The organism is Proteus sp. FME41, from assembly GCF_014897315.1.
In the GTDB taxonomy this organism is placed as follows: Bacteria; Pseudomonadota; Gammaproteobacteria; order Enterobacterales; family Enterobacteriaceae; genus Proteus.
Genome location: NZ_JABUYL010000004.1, coordinates 106,289 through 131,044, shown reverse-complemented (window position 1 = coordinate 131,044; position 24,756 = coordinate 106,289). Strand labels below are relative to the sequence as shown.

Annotated in this window: 12 protein-coding genes; 9 read left to right on the top strand and 3 right to left on the bottom strand. The window is 40.3% G+C overall.

Annotation, left to right across the window (positions count from 1 at the left end):
• Nucleotides 1-150: 150 nt before the first annotated feature.
• Nucleotides 151-1,518 (top strand): MFS transporter, encoded by a 1,368-nt coding sequence (locus tag INT04_RS05570; RefSeq protein WP_193015183.1) that lies wholly within the window; start codon nucleotides 151-153, stop codon nucleotides 1,516-1,518.
• Between the two features lie 171 nt (nucleotides 1,519-1,689).
• On the opposite strand, the gene dtpA is transcribed toward INT04_RS05570, so the two are convergent.
• The gene (gene dtpA, locus INT04_RS05565) at nucleotides 1,690-3,156 is read right to left on the bottom strand and encodes a dipeptide/tripeptide permease DtpA (protein WP_193015182.1); all 1,467 of its coding nucleotides are present in this window, start codon (nucleotides 3,154-3,156) and stop codon (nucleotides 1,690-1,692) included.
• Nucleotides 3,157-3,717: 561 nt separating this feature from the next.
• Between dtpA and INT04_RS05560 the strand changes: the two genes are divergently transcribed.
• The 8 genes from INT04_RS05560 (at nucleotide 3,718) to fbaB (ending at nucleotide 17,077) form a co-directional block, all read left to right on the top strand.
• Nucleotides 3,718-4,953: an MdtA/MuxA family multidrug efflux RND transporter periplasmic adaptor subunit gene (locus INT04_RS05560; protein ID WP_193015181.1), complete on the top strand. Its 1,236-nt coding sequence runs from the start codon at nucleotides 3,718-3,720 to the stop codon at nucleotides 4,951-4,953.
• Nucleotides 4,953-8,084, top strand: coding sequence for an MdtB/MuxB family multidrug efflux RND transporter permease subunit (locus tag INT04_RS05555; protein WP_193015180.1), 3,132 nt, complete (start codon nucleotides 4,953-4,955; stop codon nucleotides 8,082-8,084). The genes INT04_RS05560 and INT04_RS05555 overlap by 1 nt, the downstream gene beginning before the upstream one ends.
• Entirely contained in the window at nucleotides 8,081-11,164 is a 3,084-nt protein-coding gene (mdtC, locus tag INT04_RS05550; RefSeq protein WP_193015179.1) for a multidrug efflux RND transporter permease subunit MdtC, read from the top strand. Before INT04_RS05555 ends, mdtC begins: the two co-directional genes overlap by 4 nt.
• On the top strand, nucleotides 11,161-12,537 hold the full coding sequence (gene baeS, locus INT04_RS05545; protein WP_193015178.1) for a two-component system sensor histidine kinase BaeS: 1,377 nt from the start codon (nucleotides 11,161-11,163) through the stop codon (nucleotides 12,535-12,537). The genes mdtC and baeS overlap by 4 nt, the downstream gene beginning before the upstream one ends.
• A 39-nt stretch (nucleotides 12,538-12,576) precedes the next feature.
• On the top strand, nucleotides 12,577-13,284 hold the full coding sequence (gene baeR / locus INT04_RS05540; RefSeq protein WP_193015177.1) for a two-component system response regulator BaeR: 708 nt from the start codon (nucleotides 12,577-12,579) through the stop codon (nucleotides 13,282-13,284).
• A gap of 119 nt (nucleotides 13,285-13,403) precedes the next feature.
• Nucleotides 13,404-14,783, top strand: a complete 1,380-nt coding sequence (gene yegQ, locus INT04_RS05535) for a tRNA 5-hydroxyuridine modification protein YegQ (protein WP_193015176.1) — start codon at nucleotides 13,404-13,406, stop codon at nucleotides 14,781-14,783.
• A 301-nt stretch (nucleotides 14,784-15,084) separates the two neighbouring features.
• Nucleotides 15,085-15,978 (top strand): lipid kinase YegS, encoded by an 894-nt coding sequence (gene yegS, locus INT04_RS05530; RefSeq protein ID WP_193015175.1) that lies wholly within the window; start codon nucleotides 15,085-15,087, stop codon nucleotides 15,976-15,978.
• A 49-nt stretch (nucleotides 15,979-16,027) separates the two neighbouring features.
• Nucleotides 16,028-17,077: a class I fructose-bisphosphate aldolase gene (gene fbaB / locus INT04_RS05525; protein ID WP_193015174.1), complete on the top strand. Its 1,050-nt coding sequence runs from the start codon at nucleotides 16,028-16,030 to the stop codon at nucleotides 17,075-17,077.
• A gap of 62 nt (nucleotides 17,078-17,139) precedes the next feature.
• Here fbaB and INT04_RS05520 read toward each other — a convergent pair whose 3' ends face one another.
• Nucleotides 17,140-18,495: a hypothetical protein gene (locus INT04_RS05520; RefSeq protein ID WP_193015173.1), complete on the bottom strand. Its 1,356-nt coding sequence runs from the start codon at nucleotides 18,493-18,495 to the stop codon at nucleotides 17,140-17,142.
• The gene (locus tag INT04_RS05515; RefSeq protein WP_193015172.1) at nucleotides 18,492-24,746 is read right to left on the bottom strand and encodes a protein kinase domain-containing protein; all 6,255 of its coding nucleotides are present in this window, start codon (nucleotides 24,744-24,746) and stop codon (nucleotides 18,492-18,494) included. Before INT04_RS05515 ends, INT04_RS05520 begins: the two co-directional genes overlap by 4 nt.
• Nucleotides 24,747-24,756: the final 10 nt, after the last annotated feature.

Below are 24,756 nucleotides of genomic sequence, written 5' to 3'. Positions count from 1 at the left end.
CAACATTATTCTTTTTCGCATAAATAGCCTATAAATAACTATTTAATGTTATTTATTTTCTCTCTATTTTATTCGTTAATTTTAAAAGAATTCACATGTGATCGTCTGAGTTATTATTTTTTATCACGATGATTATTATAGGTTGTTATTATGACATCACACTCCACTCAGCCGTTGAGTCAACCTACGGCAAGACCCTTGAACCGCAACGACTATAAAACGTTGGGTTTATCCTCACTAGGAGGAACTCTGGAGTTCTATGATTTCGTGATCTTCGTGTTCTTTACGAAAACATTGAGCCACTTGTTCTTTCCGGGTGATAACGCTTTTATCGCACAAATGCAAACATTAGGTATTTTTGCAGCTGGCTATCTTGCTCGCCCTTTAGGCGGCATTATTATGGCACACTACGGTGATATTATTGGCCGTAAACGGATGTTTACCTTAAGTATCTTCTTAATGGCTGTTCCAACATTAATTATCGGTTTATTGCCAACTTATGCCAGTATTGGCGTTGCAGCGCCTTTATTGTTGTTATTAATGCGTATTATGCAAGGTGCAGCCATTGGTGGTGAAATGCCGGGTGCTTGGGTTTTTATTGCAGAACATACACCAAAACAACGTTACGGTTTAGGTGTAGGAACATTAACGTCAGGGATCACCGGCGGTATTTTATTAGGTTCAATTGTTGCCATTATTGTTCAACGCAGTTATAGCACTCAAGAAGTTAATGATTTTGCATGGCGTATTCCGTTTATTTTGGGGGGTATCTTTGGCTTAATTTCTGTTTACTTGCGTCGCTTCTTACAAGAAACGCCTATCTTTAAAGAGATGGCAGCAAAAAAAGCCTTAGCCCAAGAAATGCCTGTAGTTTCTGTGATTAAAAATCATAAACAAGCCTGTTTAATTACAGCAGCATTAACATGGTCTTTATCCACAGCTATCGTTGTCACCATATTGATGACACCAAGCGTGATTGTTGAAGGGATCTACAAAATTGATAGAACAACCTCATTAGAAGCAAACTGTGTTGCAACATTAACCTTAACATTAGGTTGCATCTTCTGGGGTTGGATTGGTGATAAATTAGGAACACGCGTTTCAATGACATTGTCATGGGGAGGATTGGTTGTTACCGCATTCCACTTCTATGGCAGTTTAGATGCCGCAATGTCAGGTTTTCAGTTAGCATTTAATTATGGATTGATGGGCTTTTTCGTGGGTGCGATTGCAACAACACCAATTGTTAGTACAAGAGCATTTCCACCATCAATTCGTTTTTCAGGATTATCTTTTGCTTATAATATGGCGTATGCCGTATTTGGTGGATTAACCCCAATGTTAACTGGCGCATGGTTAGAAAAGACCGCGATGGCGGGGGCGTATTATGTTGCTGGTGTATCATTATTGGCAATTGCTGTCGCCTATTTACCTCTAGCCTATAAAGGTTGGACAGCCATAACGCCAGCCACTCGTGAGAAAAACGTTGCATTGGCAGTTGATAAAGTGACAAGTTAAAGCATTATCAATTAACTCTACAAGTATCACCTTATGTCATACCGCTCTGATTGGGCGGTATTTTTTTATTAAAAATAGGATGTTACCCATATTCTATTGACTCGTTTAAACAAAAAAGGATACTCAAGGTATCCTTTATTTATTCAAATGTAAGTTTTTTACTAACACTCATTACTGTGTCATTTTACTCAACATAGGTGCAGTAAGTAGCATTAAGATTGCAATAATACCCGTCACAATACCGATTTGTAAAAAGACACTGCTGTAAACTTCTAATGAAGCATGTGCACTTTGTACATCTTCAGGTACGGCCATTAGGCTTGCCACTTTACCCGCAATAATCGCAGCGGCTGCCGAAGTTAAGAACCAAGCACCCATAATAAAACCCATTAAGCGTTGTGGCACTAATTGAGCAACCATCGCAAGGCCCAGTCCTGAGATCATCAATTCACCAATACTTTGGAAACCATAGCTTGCAACCAGCCACCATGAAGAAACGATCCCCGCTTCATTTGCCATACTTGCACCTAAAGGTAACACTAAGAATGCAGTCGCACTTAGAAACATACCGATAGTGAATTTATAAGGCATTGGTAATTTATCACCCATAAAATTATAGATAGCCGCCAATAATGGGCTTGCTAGCATAATCCAGAATGGGTTAAGTGATTGGAATTGCTCTGGCTGAACACTGAAACCTAAGAGCGAGTGTTCAACGTTATGAATAGCAAAAAAGTTTAAAGATGTTGGCATCTGATCGTAAAGAACAAAGAAGACAACCGCCTCAACCATCAGTAAGAATGCCACAATCATTTTACGGCGAGCGGCACCTTTCATCATGAAGGTTTCACGTGCAAAAATCAGGATAATACCTAATGAAATAATGGCTAAAGACCAACTTGCCACTTCATTGTTGTGTAACAACCAAGTTGATATCGCAACTAATGCAACAATACCCACCAGCGTTAGCATCAGTTTTGAATAATTAAGCGGTTCAAAATCGGGCTTAGAGCCTTTATCTTTGATCCAACCTCGACAAACCATAAAGTTTGCTAAGGTGATCAGCATACCTACAACGCTTAATGCAAACGCAACATCCCAACCATAATTAGCGGCTAACCACGGAGTTGCTAACATTGATAAGAAAGAACCGACGTTAATAGACATATAGTACATCGTAAATGCACCGTCTAATTGCGGATCGTTTTTCTCATAACAGGTTGCCAATAATGATGACGGGTTAGCTTTAAATAAGCCATTACCAACTGCAATAGTTGCGAGTCCCCAATAAATCACATCTTTATCGTGATCAGAGAACGCGACCATGGCATAACCAATTGCTAATACGATAGCACCTAGAATAATAACCCTTTTTGTACCAAGGATTTTATCTCCAAGCCATCCACCAATAGCAACAAAACCATAAACTAACGCGGTAAATGCAGCAAAAACAGTGATAGCTTCCGCCTCACCCATTCCCAGCATTTTAACCAGATAAACGGCCATGATCCCTTGCAGACCGTAATAGCCGAAACGTTCCCATAATTCGATTGAGAAGATAAGATAAAACGCACGAGGCTGTTTAAATGCATTCAGACTCGGTTTTTGCCCATCATCAGGTGTGTTTGCAGTTGACACTAAAAACCTCTAGTTATTCTATTACGCCTTTATATTTAGGCTAATTTTTACAAAAATGATTATTTTAAGACAGAGTTAACGCTCGGTGAATTTCATACTGGATTGTTATTCTTTGAAAAGAGATCAAACACAGAGAAAAACAAGGTTGGCATTCTATCACTGGAAAGCATAATTATCTAAGAATTATAACTAACTATTGCGTTTTATCATAGTTACAGGCATTTGTACAAAATAGTTATGCGATTAAAAAAACATCAAGCAAAATAACTTACTGATTATCAATAAATTATTTTCCACTTAATTATCCCTATATAAACAATTAAGCTACGCTATTGTTTGTTCATTTTTTAATAAACTAAGGTTGATTAAATTACACTGATAAAATAATACTCACGACGATTTGTTTTGACTGCTTAAAATAGCACCAACAAAACACATTCCTTGACTTAATTTCCATATTTCCTCCATTTTTAACGATGAAGAAACAGGTAGAATGTCACTATTCCAAAATTTCATTTCAGTATTTCTGATTAGCTAGTTGCCAGTGGGATCACAAAAGTAATGAATAAAAATAAAAATGCTAAAAAAAGAGTTTCTCTCATTATCGCTTTAATCGTCGCCGCCGCAGGTGCTTACGCCTATTGGCAATTTAATGCAGCAAAAACAATGCCACCTGAAAATAAAGGGTCACAAGCGACAAGCTCACAAAATAGAAACACATCCGGATCACGCCGCCCCCCAATGCCTCCCGTTCAAGTGGCAATATCAACACAAGAAAATGTCCCGCAATTTTTATCTGCTTTAGGAACAGTCAAAGCAACCAACAGTGTGACCGTAACAAGTCGTGTTGAAGGGCAATTAATGGCATTACACTTCACAGAAGGCCAACAGGTTCAAAAAGGTGATTTATTAGCTGAAATAGATGCCCGCCCTTTTGAAGTACAATTAGCCCAAGCCAAAGGACAACTTGCAAAAGATCAAGCAACATTAGCCAATGCCCGTCTTGATTTAGCGCGTTATCAAAAATTAGCGAAAACACATTTAGTTTCACAGCAAGAATTAGATAATCAGCAAGCGTTAGTGAAACAATCTGAAGCCAGTATTCGGATTGATGAAGCCACGATCAGTAATGCTCTATTGCAATTAACCTACAGCAAAATTACTGCCCCTCTTTCAGGTCGCGTAGGGTTAAAACAAGTTGATGTCGGTAACTATATTTCTGGTGGTTCATCTACACCTATTGTTGTTATCAATCAAATGGATCCTGTTGATGTACTTTTCACATTGCCAGAACAAGATTTAGCAAAGGTCATTCAAGCACGTAAAAATAATGCTGACTTGCCAGTCACCGCGTTAGATAGAAATAATCAATTTGAATTAGCACAAGGCACACTGTTTAGTATTGATAATCAAATTGACGCAACCACCGGCACTATTAAGTTAAAAGCCCGCTTCCCTCAGCAAGAAACAACACTGTTTCCGAATCAATTTGTCAATGTGCGCCTTTATGTCACGGTATTAGAAAAAGCCGTTGTTATTCCTAATGCAGCACTGCAAATGGGCAATGAGGGCCACTTTGTTTGGGTTGTGGATAATGAAAACAAAGTGAGCAAATTGCGTGTTGAAGTCGCCTTACAAAATGCAGAGAAAGTGGTGATAGCCTCTGGTTTATCCGCAGATCAGCGTGTTGTGACTGACGGTGTAGATAGATTAACACAAGGTGCGAAAGTCGATATCGTGACACCCACTGCACCCAAAAATAAAGAAAACGACCGTGTAGTTGCGGAGAAAGCGTAATGACCGAAAAAACACACGGTACAGGTGGCGGTCCGTCTCGCTTATTTATTCTGCGCCCAGTAGCAACGACTCTTTTTATGGTTGCCATACTGTTAGCCGGTATTGTCGGCTATCGTATGTTGCCAGTATCTGCCTTACCTGAAGTCGATTACCCGACCATTCAGGTTGTCACACTTTACCCAGGTGCAAGTCCTGATGTTATGACATCGGCTGTTACTGCACCGTTAGAGCGTCAATTTGGGCAGATGTCAGGATTAAAACAGATGTCATCTCAAAGCTCAGGAGGGGCATCGGTGATCACACTGATGTTCCAATTAACATTACCCTTAGATGTTGCAGAGCAAGAGGTACAAGCCGCGATTAATGCGGCAACCAATCTATTGCCATCTGACTTACCCTATCCGCCGATTTATAGCAAAGTAAATCCTGCTGACCCCCCTATTTTAACCTTAGCGGTCACCAGCTCAACATTACCAATGACACAACTGCAAGATATGGTTGAAACCCGTATTTCGCAAAAAATTTCACAAGTTAATGGCGTCGGTTTAGTGGCTTTAGCGGGAGGACAACGTCCTGCAGTCAGAGTTAAACTTAATGCGCAAGCCGCTGCATCTTATGGCTTAGATAGTGAAACAATTCGTGTGGCTATCAATAATGCCAACGTCAATTCAGCGAAAGGAAGCCTTGATGGCCCAACTCGCTCTGTCACGCTATCTGCTAATGATCAAATGAAATCATTAGAAGATTATCGCCTATTAATTGTGGCCTATAAAAATGGTGCTCCCATTCGTTTATCCGATATTGCCACTATTGAACAAGCTCCTGAAAATAACCAATTAGGTGCATGGGCAAATAATGAGCAAGCGATTATTATTAATGTTCAACGGCAACCGGGCGTTAACGTTATTGATACCACAGATAATATTCGTCATTTATTGCCCGATTTAGTCTCTAATTTACCTAAGTCAGTGAATGTTGAGATCTTAACAGACAGAACCACAACGATCCGCGCGTCAGTTAAAGATGTCCAGTTTGAGCTGGGCTTAGCTATCGCCCTTGTGGTGATGGTGATTTATCTCTTTCTACGTAATGGTGTTGCAACATTGATCCCAAGCATTGCTGTGCCGCTTTCACTCGTGGGTACATTTGCAGTAATGTATTTTTGTGGTTTTTCTGTCAACAACCTCACCTTAATGGCATTAACCATTGCAACCGGCTTTGTGGTTGATGACGCCATTGTGGTGATTGAAAATATCTCACGTTACCTTGAACAAGGAGATAAGCCCCTCACCGCTGCCTTAAAAGGAGCGGGAGAAATTGGGTTTACTATCATCTCTTTAACGTTCTCACTGATTGCGGTACTGATCCCTCTGTTGTTTATGGGCGATATTGTTGGCCGTTTATTTAGAGAATTTGCGATAACCCTTGCCGTCGCCATCTTAATCTCAGCGGTTGTTTCGCTCACATTAACTCCCATGATGTGTGCACGATTACTGAAACCTGAAAGTGAAATCAAACACACCCGTTTTGAAATAGCCTGTGAACGCTTTTTCGAAAAAATGATTGCGGTTTATGCCGTTTGGCTAAAACGTGTTTTAAACCACCAATGGATAACCCTTGGTGTGGCGCTCAGTACATTAGTGCTCACTGTATTGTTGTATATGTTTATTCCAAAAGGCTTTTTTCCTTTACAGGATAACGGATTATTGCAAGGTACCATTGAAACCTCGCAATCTATTTCTTATCAAGCAATGGTTGATAAGCAGCAACAAGTCGTCGATAAACTTATTGATGATCCCGCTGTTGATAATATCGCCAGCTTTGTTGGCATTGATGGCAGTAATGCCACGTTGAACACAGGACGGTTACAGATCACACTGAAGCCACTTGATCAGCGTGATTCACGTATCGATACAATCATTCCTCGTTTACAAGAACGCATTGCCTCTATTTCGGGTATGACGCTTTATCTACAACCCACACAAGATTTAACGATTGATACGCAGGTTTCACGTACTCAGTATCAATTTACGTTACAAGCAACGTCATTAGAAGAACTGGCTTTTTGGGTACCAAAGCTTTCTCAAGCACTGAAAGCGAGTCCTGAACTGACTGATATCAGCAGTGATTGGCAAGATGGCGGCATGATGGCGTATATCAAGGTAGATAGAGACTCGGCAAGTCGCTTAGGCATTTCAATGAGTGCTGTTGATAACGCTCTTTACAATGCTTTTGGTCAACGTTTAATTTCAACTATTTATACTCAAGCGAATCAGTATCGTGTGGTATTAGAACAAGATATTCGCAGTGGCGATGGTTTAGAGGCACTTTCAGCCGTACATTTAATCGGTAAAGAGGGTGCGATGGTGCCATTACTTTCTATCGCTTCCGTAGAACAGCGCTTGGCACCGCTTTCTATTAATCATCAAGAACAATTCCCTTCTGCAACATTCTCATTTAATGTCGCCGAACAATCGTCGCTTGAAGATGCAGTGAAAGCAGTAAAATTGGCTGAAACGCAGATTTCTATGCCAAAAGATATCACCACACAATTCCAAGGTGCGACTCTGGCATTTGAAAGCGCACTCTCAAGTACTTTGTGGCTGATTATCGCGGCAATCGTAGCGATGTATATTGTATTAGGCGTGTTATATGAAAGCTTTATTCATCCTATTACCATTTTGTCCACACTCCCTACCGCAGGTGTTGGTGCCTTACTCGCCTTAATGGCTGCAGGTAATGAGCTTGATATTATTGCCATTATTGGGATCATCTTACTTATTGGGATCGTCAAAAAAAATGCGATCATGATGATAGACTTTGCCCTTGCAGCAGAACGAGAACAAGGGCTAACGCCTTATGACGCTATTTACCAAGCGTGTTTATTGCGTTTTCGCCCAATCTTAATGACCACAATGGCTGCACTTTTAGGGGCTTTACCTTTAATGCTAAGTACCGGTGTGGGTGCAGAATTACGCCAGCCATTAGGGGTTTGTATGGTCGGTGGCTTAATTATGAGCCAGATTTTAACTCTGTTTACAACACCCGTGATTTATCTGTTATTTGATAAATTGTCACTGTATGTTAATCGCAATAAACATGTTGAAAATAATAACGGGGCAGTATCATGAAGTTCTTCGCCCTCTTTATTCAACGCCCCGTAGCAACCACGTTGCTCAGTTTGGCAATTTCATTGTGTGGTGCACTCGGGTTTATGTTGCTTCCTGTTGCGCCACTGCCTCAAGTCGATTATCCCGTTATTAATATTTACGCCTCCTTACCCGGGGCGTCACCAGAAACGATGGCGTCATCTGTGGCAACACCGCTTGAACGCTCTTTAGGGCGAATTGCAGGTATTGATGAAATGACATCAAGCAGTTCGCTTGGCAGTACCAGCATTACGCTAGTGTTCGATTTAAACAAAGATATCAATACCGCCGCGCGTGATGTACAGGCTGCGTTAAATGCCTCACAAAGCTTGTTGCCTTCAGGTATGCCAAGCCGTCCGCGTTATTATAAATCGAATCCTTCTGATGCTCCGATTATGATCTTAACGCTCACCTCTGATACTCAAAACACGGGAGAGCTTTACGATCTTGCCTCAACACGGTTGGCACAAAAAATCTCGCAGATTGAAGGTGTCAGTGAAGTTTCTGTCGGTGGCGGTTCATTACCCGCGATACGTGTTGCTCTCAATCCTGATGCGTTATTTAACCAAAATGTCAGCCTCGATGATGTTAGAAAAGCAATTAGCCAAGCGAATGTGCGACGCCCTCAAGGCTTTGTCAATAACGATGAGAATCGTTGGCAAATCCAAACCAACGATGAGCTCAGTAAAGCGGCAGAATATCGCCCAGTGATCGTGCATTACAATCAAGATTCGGTTGTACGTTTAAGTGATATAGCCGAAGTTACTGATTCTGTACAAAACTCACGAGCCGCAGGAATGAGTGGCGGAGAACCTGCTATTTTGCTGGTTATTCGTCGTGAAGCAGGTGCCAATATCATTGAAACCGTAAATCGCATTCGGGATGAACTTCCAGAATTACGTGAACTGCTCCCTGCAAGTGTTGATTTAAAAGTTGCACAAGATAGAACACCCACTATTCGTGCATCATTAGCCGAAGTTGAACGTGCGTTAGCCATTGCGGTGGCACTAGTGATTTTAGTGGTGTTCTTATTTTTACGCTCAGGTCGCGCCACACTGATCCCTGCCGTTGCTGTACCCGTTTCATTAATTGGTACTTTTTCAGCCATGTATCTTTGTGGCTTTAGTTTAAACAACCTTTCATTAATGGCATTAACCGTTGCGACTGGCTTTGTGGTTGATGATGCCATTGTGGTACTCGAAAATATCTCTCGCCATATTGAGAATGGTTTAAAACCTAAAGATGCTGCCTTGAAAGGGGTTGGTGAAGTTGGTTTTACAGTGCTTTCAATGAGTATTTCTCTTGTTGCAGTCTTTATTCCATTACTCTTGATGGATGGGCTTGTTGGGCGATTATTTAAAGAATTTGCCATCACCTTAACAACCGCAATTGCTATCTCGCTATTTGTTTCTCTCACGCTAACGCCCATGATGTGTGCGCATTTATTAAAAGGGATGAAACCCAAAGCACAATCGCATTTACGGGGTTTTGGTAAGTTACTTTTTCGCACCCAGCAAGGTTACAGTGTCACATTACAGGCAGCACTGCGTCATCGACGCTGGGTTATGGCGATTTTTCTCGCCACATTGGGCTTAAATGCTTATTTATATATTAGTGCACCCAAAACGTTTTTCCCTGATCAAGATACAGGTCGTTTAATGGGATTTGTGCGTGCAGACCAAAGCATTTCATTCCAGTCAATGAAAGAAAAAATGACCCGTTTTATGCAAGAAATTAATGCCGATAAAGATGTTGATAGCGTTACGGGCTTTACTGGCGGTGGTCGCATTAACAGTGGGTTTATGTTTATCTCCCTCAATCCACTGTCAGAACGTACCGATAGCGCCAACCAAGTGATTAATCGCCTACGTGCAAAGTTAGCAGATGAGCCCGGTGCCAACCTCTTTTTAATGCCAGTACAAGATGTTCGAGCAGGAGGGCGTCAGGCCAATGCGAGTTATCAATTCACATTATTAGCCGACGATTTAAGTGAATTACGAAAATGGGAACCTATTGTACGTAAAGCATTAGGCGAATTACCTGAACTTGTGGATGTGAACTCTGACAAAGAAGATAAAGGCGCTGAAATGGCATTAACTTACGATCGCGATACTCTGTCGCAATTAGGGATTAATGTCAGTGATGTGAATAACTTGCTTAATAACGCTTTTGGTCAACGTCAGATCTCCACGATTTATGCCCCACTGAATCAATATAAAGTGGTTATGGAAGTCTCTGAACAATATACACAAGACGTTTCTGCACTAGATAAAATGTATGTGGTTAATAACCAAGGTGAGCGCATTCCATTATCTGCTTTTGCAAGTTGGTATCCAGCTAATGCACCGTTAAGCGTCAATCATCAAGGATTATCTGCCGCCTCAACAATTGCCTTTAATATTCCAGAAGGCTATACATTAGCGGATGCTATTAATTCTATTGAGCGCACCATGACAGAGCTGGGTGTCCCCAATACAGTAAGAGGTACCTTTGCAGGTACGGCACAGATTTTCCAAGAAACCATAAAATCACAACTTATTCTTATCGTCGCGGCGATTATCACGGTCTATTTGGTATTAGGTGTGCTGTATGAAAGCTATATTCATCCACTGACCATTTTATCAACGCTCCCTTCTGCGGGTGTGGGTGCCTTATTAGCGTTACAGCTTTTCGATACGCCTTTTAGCCTGATTGCGCTTATCGGCATTATGTTGCTTATCGGTATTGTGAAAAAAAACGCGATTATTATGGTCGATTTTGCAATTACAGCACAGCGTGAAGGTAAGCTGTCAGCCAAAGACGCCATTATTCAAGCCAGCCTATTGCGTTTTCGTCCTATAATAATGACCACTCTTGCTGCATTATTTGGCGCATTGCCCCTTATGTTAGGAAGCGGTGATGGTGCAGAGTTAAGACAACCTTTAGGAATAACGATTGTAGGCGGATTATTAATGAGTCAACTGCTTACACTTTATACCACCCCTGTTATTTATCTATTTTTTGATGGATTGCGTGAACGTTGGCAACAGCGACGTATCAGCAAAAAAGAGGCAAAGGCATGAAACTGAGAAGCAAGCTGTTCTTGGTCGTTTTCACCACCTGTATGGTCGTGGTTCTTGCGATGCATATCGGGATTCGCGGTAGCTTTCAACAAGGCTTTATTGGCTATATCAAGAAAAACAGTGAACAGCGTGCAACTCTTTTAGCTGAGGCCTTAACGGATCAATATACCTTAACGGGAGATTGGCGTTTCCTTAATAGAGATGATCGCTCTCTTTATCAAATTCTACGTAGCATTGACCAAATAAGCCAAAGCAGTGAAGGCCCACCACCAAGGGGATGGCGTACACAATTTTGGATTGTTGATAAAGACATGAAACGCTTATTTGGTCATGATAATCAATTTCCAGAAGAAACCTTTAGAAAACCGATTACTTTTCATGATGAGATTGTTGGCTGGGTGATTGTCAGCGCTGCCGATAAAATCAGTAGTGAAGCAGATGTCAGTTTTGACAAACAACAACTACGCACCAGTTGGGTCATTGCAGGTTTGGCTGTTCTTTTTGCTTTATTAATTACACTGATCCTTTCTCGCAATATGATACGCCCAGTGAAGCGACTGGTTGAAGCCACACATAAATTAGCTGCAGGTGATTTTTCTGTTCGAGTGACGCCCAGCAGTAAAGATGAAATCAGCCAACTCGCAACTGACTTTAACCAACTTGCCAGCACGCTAGAAAAGAATGAACAAATTCGCCGTGATTATATGGCAGATATCTCACACGAATTACGCACCCCTCTCGCCATTTTAAAAGGTGAACTTGAAGCGTTACAAGATGGTGTGAGAAAACCCACAACAGACACAGTAAACTCACTTTTATTTGAAGTCACAAACCTAACAAAGCTGGTGAACGATCTCCACCAGCTCTCATTATCAGACAGAGGCTCTTTAACTTATCGTAAAGACTTTATTGATATCAATGAGGTAATTTTATTAGCGGTAGCGTCTTATCGCCACACGTATCAAACCAAAGATATTGCCTTACACACTGAATTAGATGATTTATCTCCGCTGATTGTGCAAGCGGATCCTGATAGGCTTATTCAGCTTTTCCATAACCTATTAGAGAATAGTGTGCGTTATACTTATTCTGGTGGACAACTGCATATCAGCACAAAAAAAGAGCATGACCATGTCTTTATTTCATTAGAAGACAGCGCATCAGGACTTGATGAATCTCAATATCACATTGTTTTTCAGCGCTTTTATCGCGCAGAAAGCTCGCGTAATCGGGCAAGTGGCGGCTCAGGATTAGGCCTTTCTATTTGCGAAAATATTGTTGAAGCTCATAATGGTAAGATAAGTGCGATGCCATCCTCTTTAGGTGGCATGAAAATTCTTATAGAATTACCCGCATACTCTGATGATCTTTAAGCGTTATTACCACTGAGCCTATAAATATTGAGCCAATAAATGACAGCGTCTGAATCACCCTATTCAATCCTGATTGTTGAAGATGAACCCAAGCTTGCCCAATTACTCATTGATTATCTTCATGCATCGGGTTATCAAACTCACTGGTTAGCCACTGGCGCTGACGTTAGCCACTCTGTGAAACAACAACATTACGATTTAGTATTGTTAGACCTTATGCTACCGGTTAAAGATGGTATTACTGTCTGCAAAGAGTTACGCCAGTTTTCCGATATTCCCATTATTATGGTGACCGCTAAAACAGAAGAAGTGGACAGATTGTTAGGGCTTGAAATTGGTGCTGATGATTATATTTGTAAACCTTACAGCCCAAGAGAAGTTGTTGCCAGAGTTAAAACGTTATTACGCCGTTATTATCGACCTCAAGATATTGTTCAAAGTGATAAGTTAGTGGTCATTGATGAACAAGCTTATCAAATTCAATACAACCATAAAGTTCTCGACTTAACCACGGCTGAATTCCGTTTACTCAAAGCCTTAGCCACACAATCCGGAAAAATATTAACCCGTGATCAACTAATGGATCACCTTTATGATGATTACCGTATTGTGACGGACAGAACCATTGATAGTCATATTAAAAATTTACGACGTAAACTTGAGCAACTTAATGATCAAATTGAGTTTATTCGCTCAATTTATGGTCAAGGCTATCGTTGGGAAACCCAAGCTTATCGTTTTCGATAATATTTTTTCAGGAATACATTGAACCTCGCTACACTTAAGCGCTAGAATCCCCCCCTTTATGATATACCCCTACCCAATGTGTGGGGGACTGACTTGAAATCAGAACCAGGAAATTAACCATGTTTACACCCGAATTGCTTTCTCCTGCTGGCTCATTAAAAAATATGCGCTATGCATTTGCTTATGGCGCAGACGCCGTTTATGCAGGTCAGCCACGTTATAGCTTACGTGTGCGTAATAATGAATTTAACCACGAAAACCTTGCTAAAGGTATTCAAGAAGCTCACGAACTAGGTAAACGCTTCTATGTTGTGGTTAATATTGCACCGCACAACGCTAAATTAAAAACCTTTATCCGTGACTTAAAACCCGTCATTGATATGGGCCCTGATGCGCTGATTATGTCTGATCCGGGTTTGATCATGATGGTGCGTGAAGCCTTCCCTGAAATGGATATTCACCTTTCAGTCCAAGCCAATGCCGTCAACTGGGCAACCGTAAAATTTTGGCGTCAAATGGGATTAACTCGCGTTATTCTTTCTCGTGAACTCTCTATTGATGAGATTGCTGAAATTCGCAAGCAAGTTCCGGATATGGAATTAGAAATTTTTGTTCACGGTGCATTATGTATGGCATATTCAGGTCGTTGCCTGTTATCTGGCTATATCAATAAGCGTGACCCGAACCAAGGTACTTGCACAAATGCTTGCCGTTGGGAATACAAAGTTGAAGAAGGCAAAGAAGACGATGTAGGGAATATCGTTGAAAAGTACACACCCATTCCCGTTAAAAACGTTGAGCCTACTTTAGGTGTTGGCGCACCAACAGATAAAGTCTACTTAATTGAAGAAGCAAAACGCCCTGGTGAATATATGACTGCGTTCGAAGATGAACACGGCACTTATATCATGAACTCTAAAGATTTACGTGCGATTGAACACGTCGAGCAATTAACTCAAATGGGTGTGCATTCTCTGAAAATTGAGGGCCGTACTAAATCCTTCTATTACTGCGCACGTACAGCTCAAATGTATCGCCGTGCGATTGATGATGCTGTTGCAGGCAAACCATTCGATCCAACGTTGCTAACGACCTTAGAAGGCTTAGCACACCGAGGTTATACCGAAGGTTTCTTACGTCGTCATACCCATGATTCTTACCAAACTTATGAATATGGCTACTCTGTGTCTGACACTCAACAATTTGTCGGTGAGTTCACAGGTAAGCGTGTTAATGGTTTAGCAGAAGTCGATGTCAAAAATAAATTTGTTTTAGGCGATAGCCTAGAATTAATGACAACAACAGGTAATGTTCAATTTACCTTAGAAGCGCTGTTTAACAAAAAATTACAGCCAACTGATGTTGCACCAGGTAATGGTCACATGGTTTATTTATCTGTTCCTGAAGATGTTGATTTAGATTTCGCTTTACTGATCCGTAATCTGCAAGGTACAACAACACGTCAACCGCATAAGATTGATGCTGTAGAAGTGAAGTAAAGCGTCATAATCTGATTTAATGTGGTCAATTTCAAATGCAGATCACATCAATAATGATTTGTTTACCGTATCATCAGTTCCGAAAAATAAAGAACTAGAATGAATACAGTAAGACTAGGAACCACCTCCTTGGCAAATCCAATCTCCCTTGGATTTGCCTTTTCTTTTTTCACTTCGCTCTCTTCATTCTCCCCCCTTGACGTAAAATAGGTTCCATTTTCGTTATCCTTTGTAAAAAAAATAGTAATTTTCTCGATATCCATTACCTTTAAAAGAGTGATTCAATTAAAGGGACTCATCAATGAGTAAAATTAGTTTGCTGATCATTAATGGAAAAAGCGCTAACAACGGTGCATTAAGAAAAGCGGTTTACCAATTACGTAACGAAGGTTTTAACCTCCAAGTCAGAGTAACTTGGGAATCCAGTGATATACGTCGTTTTGTACAAGAAGCTATAGATATACAGGCAGAAACGGTGATTGCAGCAGGTGGTGACGGAACGATTAATAGCGTTGTTTCTGAATTAATTCATCTTTCCCCCTCATCTTTACCGACACTTGGCATGATTCCATTAGGCACAGCAAATGATTTTGCCACCAGCGCACAAATTCCTCGTGATATGGAAAATGCGCTTAATTTAGCGGTTAAAGGCCGTGCTGTTCCCATTGATATTATCTCCGTGAACAAGACGCACTATTTTATCAATATGGCATCAGGGGGTTTTGGAACCAAAATCACAACAGAAACGCCTGAGGCATTAAAATCAGCATTAGGAGGAGCCGCCTATTTTATTAATGGTCTTTTAAGTATCGACTCTTTAAAAGCGGATTATTGCACTATTGAAGCTGAAAATTTCCATTGGGAAGGTGAGTCTCTTATTTTAGCTATCGGTAATGGCCGTCAAGCGGGTGGCGGGCAAAAATTATGCTCTGAAGCCTTAATTAATGACAATAAACTCAATATCACCATTGTTGAAGCCCATGAACTTCTCCCCTCTATTTTAAGCAGCATGTTTGATAGCAAGAAAAATGACAAGATAATTGAGCGAGAAAGTCGCTGGGTAAACATTAGTGCTTCTCATGAAATGGTGTTTAATTTAGATGGAGAACCCCTTTTAGGGAATAAATTTGAATTTATTGTGTTACCTGAAGCGATCCACTGCCGGTTACCGCCTCAATGTGACTTGTTATCTTAATGTAGATAAATGACAATCACTCTCATCTCATCATGAACTGGAGTATGTAATGACTGATATAGTAAGTTTGTTAGGTGCTGATGCAAAATCATTATTAGACCATCGTTGCCAAACCATCCCGAGCGAAAATCTCTACCTGCCAGGTTCTGACTTTGTTGATCGTGTCATGATTGATAACAATCGCCCTAATAGCGTGTTACGCTCAATGCAAACCCTGTTTAATCACGGGCGTTTAGCGGGAACGGGTTATCTGTCTATTCTACCTGTTGACCAAGGTGTTGAGCACTCTGCCGCAGCCTCTTTTGCCGCAAACCCACTCTATTTTGATCCAAAAAATATTGTGGAACTGGCAATTGAAGCAGGTTGTAACTGTGTTGCCTCTACTTATGGTGTTCTTGCTTCTGTTTCTCGCCGCTATGCACACAAAATCCCTTTTCTTGTGAAATTAAACCACAATGAAACACTAAGCTACCCAGCGCAATATGACCAAACACTGTATGCCAGTGTAGAACAAGCCTTTGAAATGGGTGCTGTTGCAGTGGGTGCGACCATTTACTTTGGTTCACAAGAAAGCCGTCGCCAAATTGAAGAGATCTCAATGGCCTTTGAACGTGCTCATGAATTGGGTATGGTCACTGTATTATGGGCTTATTTACGCAACCCTGCGTTCAAAAAAGATGGTGTAGATTACCATGCAAGTGCAGATTTAACCGGTCAGGCAAACCATTTAGCGGCGACTATTGGTGCTGATATCGTTAAACAAAAAATGGCTGAAAATAACGGTGGCTTTAAAGCGATTGGTTTTGGTCATACTGATGAGCGTGTTTACACAAAACTTACCACTGAAAATCCAATTGATTTAGTTCGTTACCAATTAGCTAATTGCTATATGGGACGCGCGGGATTAATTAACTCAGGTGGCGCTTCGGGTAAAAATGACCTTGAAGATGCAGTTCGTACCGCCGTTATTAACAAACGTGCGGGAGGGATGGGCTTGATCTTAGGCCGCAAAGCGTTCAAAAAATCAATGAAAGACGGCGTTGCATTGATTAACGCAGTACAAGATGTTTATTTGGATAAATCTGTCACTATTGCTTAATGGATAGATTTGCCTGTGAAAGCCACTCGAATGAGTGGCTTTTATTGTTTATTATTTATTGCTTAGCGGCTAAACGTTTTTGGTTTTTGCACTTGCGTAACTGAATGTTGATGAGCCTTACTTTCGCTTTCGATCACTTTCATTGTGTTTTGCCCTGCTGGCAATGCTCGTTCAACCAATAGTTCTGCATGAGACTTCGCTAAAATTGTTTGTAATTGTTGATGCTGACTACACCAAATCGCATCAACATCTTTATCTCTCGCGGTATCACGTTGATGTGTTAACGCCACCGTTCTCGCTTGAAAACGTGCCTGTTTTCCGCCTAACTCTAAGCCATAATCAGGAATAGTGGCATGAGACACAACAACTTGCCCATTATCAAGCCATGAATTTACTGCATTTTCATGCACCACATAGCCTAACTCACTTAAACCCGTTAATACGGCTTCACATTGTTGTCGCATTGAAAGTTGCTGTTCATGAGTTTCAATGGCCTGTTTTAGCTTAGTGATCATCACATCCAGTTGCTCGGCTGTTGCTAATGAGGCAATCGCTTCTGTATCACGACCCAGTGTCAGCATCTCTTTATCATCAAAGCTTTCAAGCTCTGCACATAGACGTGTTAATTCGTCCATTAACTCAATGCGTCTTATGCTATTACGCAAGCTTTCAGCCATCTTCATTATCATTGAATCTGCCAGTAAACGCTGTTTCTTGCTATCAGAAAGTTTCTGCATCTCAATAAGCTGATTTGCATGATGATTGGCTTCTACTTCATTCCCCACCAGCCGTAATTTTTCAATCATCAATTCAATTTGGTGGCATTGCTGTGCAAATGGACTTTGAGGCTCACCACCTTGCCATAATTGTTGGTTATATGCAGATTGCACTTTTAGTTGTGCCAATAATTCAGTTTGTGCAGGGCTGAATTGTGCTTTTTGCGCTTCAATTTCACCCGTTACACGAAATAATAATAAGCTCATTTCCTCCATGCTCATGTTTTCGCTCAGTTCAATTTCAGCCTTCAAAACACTGTTGGGTGTTAATTGTGATTTTAATTGTTTTAACAGTGCCGATGATTTTTGTTTACCTTGGTGGATATGACGTGCAAGCGCTTTTTCTTCAAGCACTTGTTCGCGTAGGTTTTTCATATCCTGTCGTAATGGTGCAATAAACTGACTTAATTTTTCTGTTAATCGACTCACTGAATGAGCATCTAATACATCCAATTGTTGATTATCTTTAACCAATGCATTAAAAGTCGATTCAATTTGGCTCACACGTTCATCTTGATATGTAAGTTGTTCAACTAATGCCTTCCATTGCTTAAATTGTTTTTTGCTATTCGCTAATTGTCGATGATAGCGGATAACAGTGGTTTCTTTTATAGAGATATAATGTACCGATGAACTCATCATTCACTCACTTTTTCATTCAGTAAAGCGGCATGTTGTAAGGCTTCAAGAAGTTGTTGTTGTGCTTCTTGGCGATGATAAAACCATTGTGTCAACGAAACGCGATAATGATAGGGCACCACTTTACGCAAAATATCTTTTCGCCATAACTCACGCGCACAAGCCTGAGATAACCACTCATGTTGTGGCATATCGCACTCAATTCCCATCAGTAACTTACCTTGCTGTTCATCTTCAATTAAACAGTCAAAAGAGAAAATACCCACTTGTTGTGACGGTGCCATATGATATCCCTGAGACGCAATAAAGCGTTTCACATCTATAACAAACTGATCGTTTATCTGATCTTGCGTTGCCACGCTGGCTTGAGTTCGGCATAAACGGGCTAATAAACGTTTATTTTCCTCTTGTTTATTAATCTGATGGCAATGACTCGCGTAAGTTAAATAGCCTTGTAAGTAATCGCGTGGAATTTCAGGGTGTTTATGGGTACTTAATAAATCAGAGATTTCATCAATTGGCATTGATGACATGATCACCACTTGCTTTTTCGCTCTGGTGATAGCAACATTTAAACGACGCTCTCCCCCTGTTTGCCCTAACACACCAAAATTACGTCTAAAAGTACCTTGTGCATTACGGCCAAACGTTGTCGAAAATAAAATAACATCTCGCTCGTCACCCTGCACATTTTCAACATTTTTCACAAAAAACGACATATCTTCATCGTTATCCAAACGCGCACTTTCTTCGGTATAAGCCTTTAAAAAATCCACATCATAGTCATTTCGATCACGAATATGCTGATTAATTAACTGCGCTTGTTTCTGGTTAAACGTCACCACCCCCACAGAAGGACGTTTATCAAAAGGCGTTTGCCATAAAGTTGCTAAATGCTCAACGATCGCCAAGGCCTCTTTTTCATTGGTTTGATTAATATAAATGCCATTAATCGCCATAAAATGCAGTGGTTTTACTGTACTAACGGTTTTCGCTGAATGTTGAGCCGGAATGTTCAACCGATTCTCGTAAAAGGCATAATTTGAGAAATTAATTAATTCTCTAAATGCCGAACGATAGTGAATATCTAGGGTATGAATAGGTAAGACGGTTCGTGCAAGATGAAGCAAATCAGGACAATGGCAAATTTGACTTGAGTCCCATTGAGCACTGCTTTTCTCTTGTTGTTCATCTTCCTCGTTATCGCTATCTTCATCGTCTTCATTTTCACTAAATTTACCGCTGAAGAAAGAAGAAGGCGGCATCTGTTTCTCATCCCCACTCACAATCGCTTGTTTACCGCGATATAACGTCGGTAGTGCAAATTCAATGGGCATTTGAGAGGCTTCATCATAAATAACACTGTCAAAAAGCCCTGCTTTTAAAGGTAATACTTGGCTTGCTACATCGGGTGTCATCAACCAAATAGGGCGTAATCTTAACAATCCCATTTGAGTTGCTTCGTCAATAAACTCGCGTAACCGTAATGCTCTAGGTCCAGCTAAACGTGTAATTCTTTCCCAATGACGCGCATTTTCAATTTTTGATAATTCAATGTTGTCAGTTAATAATGCACGATTAATTTGCTGCAATTGCTGATAGTGCTCTGTCAGTTGCTCAATATATTCCTGCAATTGTTCAGCAGGCGTCTTTAATACTGGATTTTTTATTTCAATGTCCGTTTTGACAGCGACATAAAACTGATAACTCAATGTTGCTTTTAAAAGTTCGATAGGATTAGCGAGTGGGCTTTCACTTTCCTCTATTAGCTGTCGCGATAATGCTAAAACTTGCCAATCATTGGGCGAAAAATGTGTCGTTCTTTCTCGAAATAACTGAAATTGGTTTAAAGAAGGCAAGCTTAACGCTAATTGTTGTAATGGAGTTGTCAGTAATTCACCTTTGCTTATCGCTCCATAAAATTGCTGGTAACATTGTTCAGAGAGCGTTTCTTGTAAGTTGGCTAATTTATCAAGGCTCGTTTGATGTGCTTTAGCGCGAACTATAGCATTCTCAATTTCTAAACATTGCTGTTCAAAGCCTTGTTTTTTCGCTAATAGAATAGGTTTAATAAAATGTTCAGGTTGAGGATATAACGCTAATATCAAAAGATCATCACCACAGGCTTTAAGCTCAGTAATCACCGTATTTACAGTGTTCTGCCACTGCGTATCTTGTCGATCGAGACGCTGTTCTAGCCCTAATTGTTGATAAATAGGTTGCAACTCTTGATATAACAAGCGCCATTGTTGTTCAGTGATGATAGTTTTATGCAGTGTTATATAATGCTCAACTCTGTCTTCTTTACCACTTTGTGCAATAAAGCTTTTTAACTTACTGTTTCTACTATAATAATAAGGGTTTAAAAACCGCAAAAATGAGGGTTTAATTTTATCAGCCACAGCTCTTGATAACGTTGCTAACGTTGCATTATCTAACGGAGCCAGTAAGCGGAAAATCAAAGGATCACAACCTTCACTATCAATTTGCTGCAAACGTGCCTCTAATTGCTCTAATTGAGCAATCAACTGTTCCCCTTTATTTTGCTTACCTTGTTCATTTAAAAACAGTGTTAACCAATGCGATAAATTATCCCATTGGTGGTCATTGCGATTTTTTAACTGCTGTTTGCACTGCTCTAATGCCGTTTCGTGAGTCGTTAATTTATCGATTATGATTTGTTGATTAGGCAATCTATATGCCATATCACGCTGTTTTTCTGCTTCGATAAATAGCGGAATATTTTCATTAAACTGACGATATAATGGACTTTCAGGTAAGAACACTGTAACGCCATTTAATGGTGTGTTTTCATAATTAATCGCATACCAATCTAAACCATATAACGCTAAGTTATCGATAAGCTTAACAAACGTTGTTTTATTATATTGAGAAAGCAGTAAGGTTAATTTATCCGAACTCGTTACTAACTTTTGTTGTGACTCTAATTCGAGTAATGCGGATAACACTTCTCGATATGAATAATCATATTGTTTATCCGTTAGATATAACGCTTTATAGTAGGCATCTAATGTCGTTTCATAAAATTGAATTAAATTAAGCGTTCTATCACGATGGAAAGGGGTATCTTGCTTAACATCTGCAATCAGTTGCCGTTTACGCTCTAATTCCAGTTGTTCTCTAATAGCGGAAATAATCTCTCGCCCTTTAGGGTTTTGATGAATAATCAGCACCCTATCTTGCAAGCCATTTGCGACTAATCGTTTATACACCACATCCAGTGCAGCAGGCTTTTGACAAAGCACCAGTGCTGTTTTTTGTCGCCCTATTGCATCAGCAATTAAATTAACAATAGTTTGGCTTTTGCCTGTTCCCGGAGGCCCTTCTATTAATAACCCTGTTTGCTTTCTTGCGGCCTGAATAATGGTATTTTGGGAGGGATCTGCCAACGACAGCAAATAGTTATCGCTCAGTAGATCTTGTGTTTCTAACACTTGTGCCTGTGTATTCACTTTCAGCATAGTGGCAAGTGCCGTGCCATTGATAGGTAAATTAGCAATGTGTTGTAAATCGGCACTTATCATTTGCCCAATAAAAGACGTGTGGAATAACACCGCTGAACAATGAATATAAGCACTATTTTCTGGTATCTCTTCAGTTAATGCAGGTAATGGACTTAATGTATGATCTGATGTGTTTAATAAAGATGAGAGTGTGAGCATCATTTCACTGACACTCAAGCCCGTTTGTGACATTAAGCTATCGAGTACTTTTTGCCATTCATTAATGGCAGGAACACCGACAAAATTCGCCAAAGCTGGATTTAAACGCACCGATGCACGCTCTGTATCAAACCCAATTTGCACAGCACCTTGAGTGCCACCCAAAATATTCATTGAAACAGGCCACAAGAAAAGCGGTGCAATACGGGGTTTTATTTTATTGGGTTGTGTATTTAGCACTAAAAAAGGAAAGCCTAAATACATGCCGTTAATACCCGTATCTCGTTGGTAAGATTGAGTATTTTGTTGCAAGAGCCACAAGCGATTATTTAATTTCTCACGGTGGCGTAAAACGTCCCCCTCTAATGAGAACAACCTTTTCTTACGGTTAATTAAATGCTCAAGTAAGTTTGTTGCTTTTTCATTATCAGAACAACATTCGGTTAGATCAACACGTCCTGCATTTGGCGTTAAACGCATTCTAACTAAATTACCGCGTTGACTTGTCGACACTAATTTTTTAGCAAAAAAATGTAATACTTCTAAAATATATTTTTGTGATCCAGGTACTTGCCATTGTTCAACGGGAATACAAAGCATCACAATAATATGCTCAAGAGGCAATCTACGAGTTAAAAGAAAATCATCAGCCCATCTATCAATAATATCGATATTAACACGCTTAAAATCCCCTATTCTTTCACTAAGCTGTTCAATCAGTTGATATCGAGGTGTGGCTAATAATGTTTTTGCTTGTTGTTTATCAAACGCCTTAATAGCAAGATTTCTGGCTAATTTAGCCGCATTATTCACCAGTGAATCTACTGTGATATATTGCCCAATCTCTGCACTTAATAACAAAATATAGTCATTTTCATGCATATTCTTACGATCGATTAAGGTGCGTAGATTTTCATTATAAGTATCCGGAAATTCGGCACGAATAATTTCCCAACGAGCCACTAATTGACTTAAAGAGGTGATTAATAAATAGAGTTGTAAGCTCTCTTCATTTAATGGGATACGTTGTTGTTGTGCCCTTTCACGAACCGTACATTGACGGTAATAAAGCTGAACAAGCCAATGTGTCTCATCAATAGATTGCAGTTCAGTGGCAAAAGCCTGACAAATTAATGGGTAACCTAATAAGGGATACTCTAAAAGCCATGAAGGTGTAATGATCTCGCCACGGTAAATCAATGGCATATTGGGATTTAAAATTTGCAATGCGAGTGTAAAACGTAAACTTGGCTCAAGATCTTGTTTTTCAACTAATGACTGCAATTGAGCGACTTGTTTTCCACTATTATCAAATTGGCTTAGCCAAGTCGTAATGTCACCATGAATAAGCAATTGTGTTGCTTGATCCCAATATTGTGCTTGTGCCGCCACCATCGCAAATGCATCAGGTTGATTAAACTGATGATCTGCAAATTGAAATTGATAATATTGCTGACTTCCATTGTTGTGATTAATATCAGGCGCTTGTACCGCTAAACCTTGTAACCACGCATTAACTTCGTTCCATTGCCAGCGTTGAAAGCGATCACGACAGAGTAAACCGCGTAAAAGTAATTGAATTTTAGGATCTAAATCATCCGGTAACTCAACACCATTGGTCATGACTTGAATTAAAAATGCATTATCGTGGATATGTTTAAAACAGGCTCCTTGCGTTAATTGCTCCAGTAAAATAATCCCTAAACTCCACCAATCTGATGCTGCCGAAACACCCCCTGCTAATATTTCAGGTGCACTATAACGTGAAATTTCAAGTGGAGAGACAATATCGAGATCGAACTCAGATAAACATGCTGAACCATATTCAATCACCACAATATCTAGGGGATCACGAGCACGGATCATCAAGTTTGAGGGTTTTAACGCGCGATGACGCACACCATGTTCAGTTAATGCTGCTATCGCCGTACCTAATTCAGAGACTAATGCGTTAATTTCATACTGTTGCCAAAAATCACCACACTCAATAAATTGGCTTAATGAGCCGCCGTTTAATCGTTCAGTAACATGCCAAGCACGATTTTCCCATCGACCTGTTTCATAAAACACGGGAATATGGTCAGTAGAGATCAGGTTTAAGACTTGATAAATAGCGGGATCAGGCTCTTCGCCTTTAAGATAGAGTGTTAATACACCTTCTTGCTCTGTTTTGATATTGCTTACGTTATAGCGCTCTCTTTCGCTATTAATAGAATTAATGCGTTGTTCAAGACGCCAATCACCAATCAATCTAAATGTTTCGTTATCAGTAACGCCGCTATTTTCAGTCTCATCAGCTGGATCAGCACCACATTCAAAGCAGATAAAATCGTCTTCTCCCATCAAGTGTCCGTTAACACACTTTCTAGGCTGAATATCAGTAAAATCGGGGATGATCGTAGGTGTCTCAATGGAAGAAGATATAGGAGGAGATGGACGCCACCCTGACTCATGAATAGGTTCAATGGTTAGATCCCAGCCACAAGGTTTATCATTAACCTGTCCTGCACAGAAAATCTCGGTTAATTGGCGCTCCGTTTGGCAGTGAGGACAAAAACGTATCATGGTCATCCTTTATTCC

Excerpts from the sequence above, each read along its gene's own strand:
- INT04_RS05570 (WP_193015183.1), top strand. The coding sequence starts at position 151 with ATGACATCACACTCCACTCAGCCGTTGAGTCAACCTACGGCAAGACCC.
- INT04_RS05560 (WP_193015181.1), top strand. The coding sequence starts at position 3,718 with ATGAATAAAAATAAAAATGCTAAAAAAAGAGTTTCTCTCATTATCGCT.
- mdtC (WP_193015179.1), top strand. The coding sequence starts at position 8,081 with ATGAAGTTCTTCGCCCTCTTTATTCAACGCCCCGTAGCAACCACGTTG.
- INT04_RS05520 (WP_193015173.1), bottom strand. The coding sequence starts at position 18,495 with ATGATGAGTTCATCGGTACATTATATCTCTATAAAAGAAACCACTGTT.
- baeS (WP_193015178.1), top strand. The coding sequence starts at position 11,161 with ATGAAACTGAGAAGCAAGCTGTTCTTGGTCGTTTTCACCACCTGTATG.
- baeR (WP_193015177.1), top strand. The coding sequence starts at position 12,577 with ATGACAGCGTCTGAATCACCCTATTCAATCCTGATTGTTGAAGATGAA.
- INT04_RS05515 (WP_193015172.1), bottom strand. The coding sequence starts at position 24,746 with ATGACCATGATACGTTTTTGTCCTCACTGCCAAACGGAGCGCCAATTA.
- yegS (WP_193015175.1), top strand. The coding sequence starts at position 15,085 with ATGAGTAAAATTAGTTTGCTGATCATTAATGGAAAAAGCGCTAACAAC.
- yegQ (WP_193015176.1), top strand. The coding sequence starts at position 13,404 with ATGTTTACACCCGAATTGCTTTCTCCTGCTGGCTCATTAAAAAATATG.
- fbaB (WP_193015174.1), top strand. The coding sequence starts at position 16,028 with ATGACTGATATAGTAAGTTTGTTAGGTGCTGATGCAAAATCATTATTA.
- INT04_RS05555 (WP_193015180.1), top strand. The coding sequence starts at position 4,953 with ATGACCGAAAAAACACACGGTACAGGTGGCGGTCCGTCTCGCTTATTT.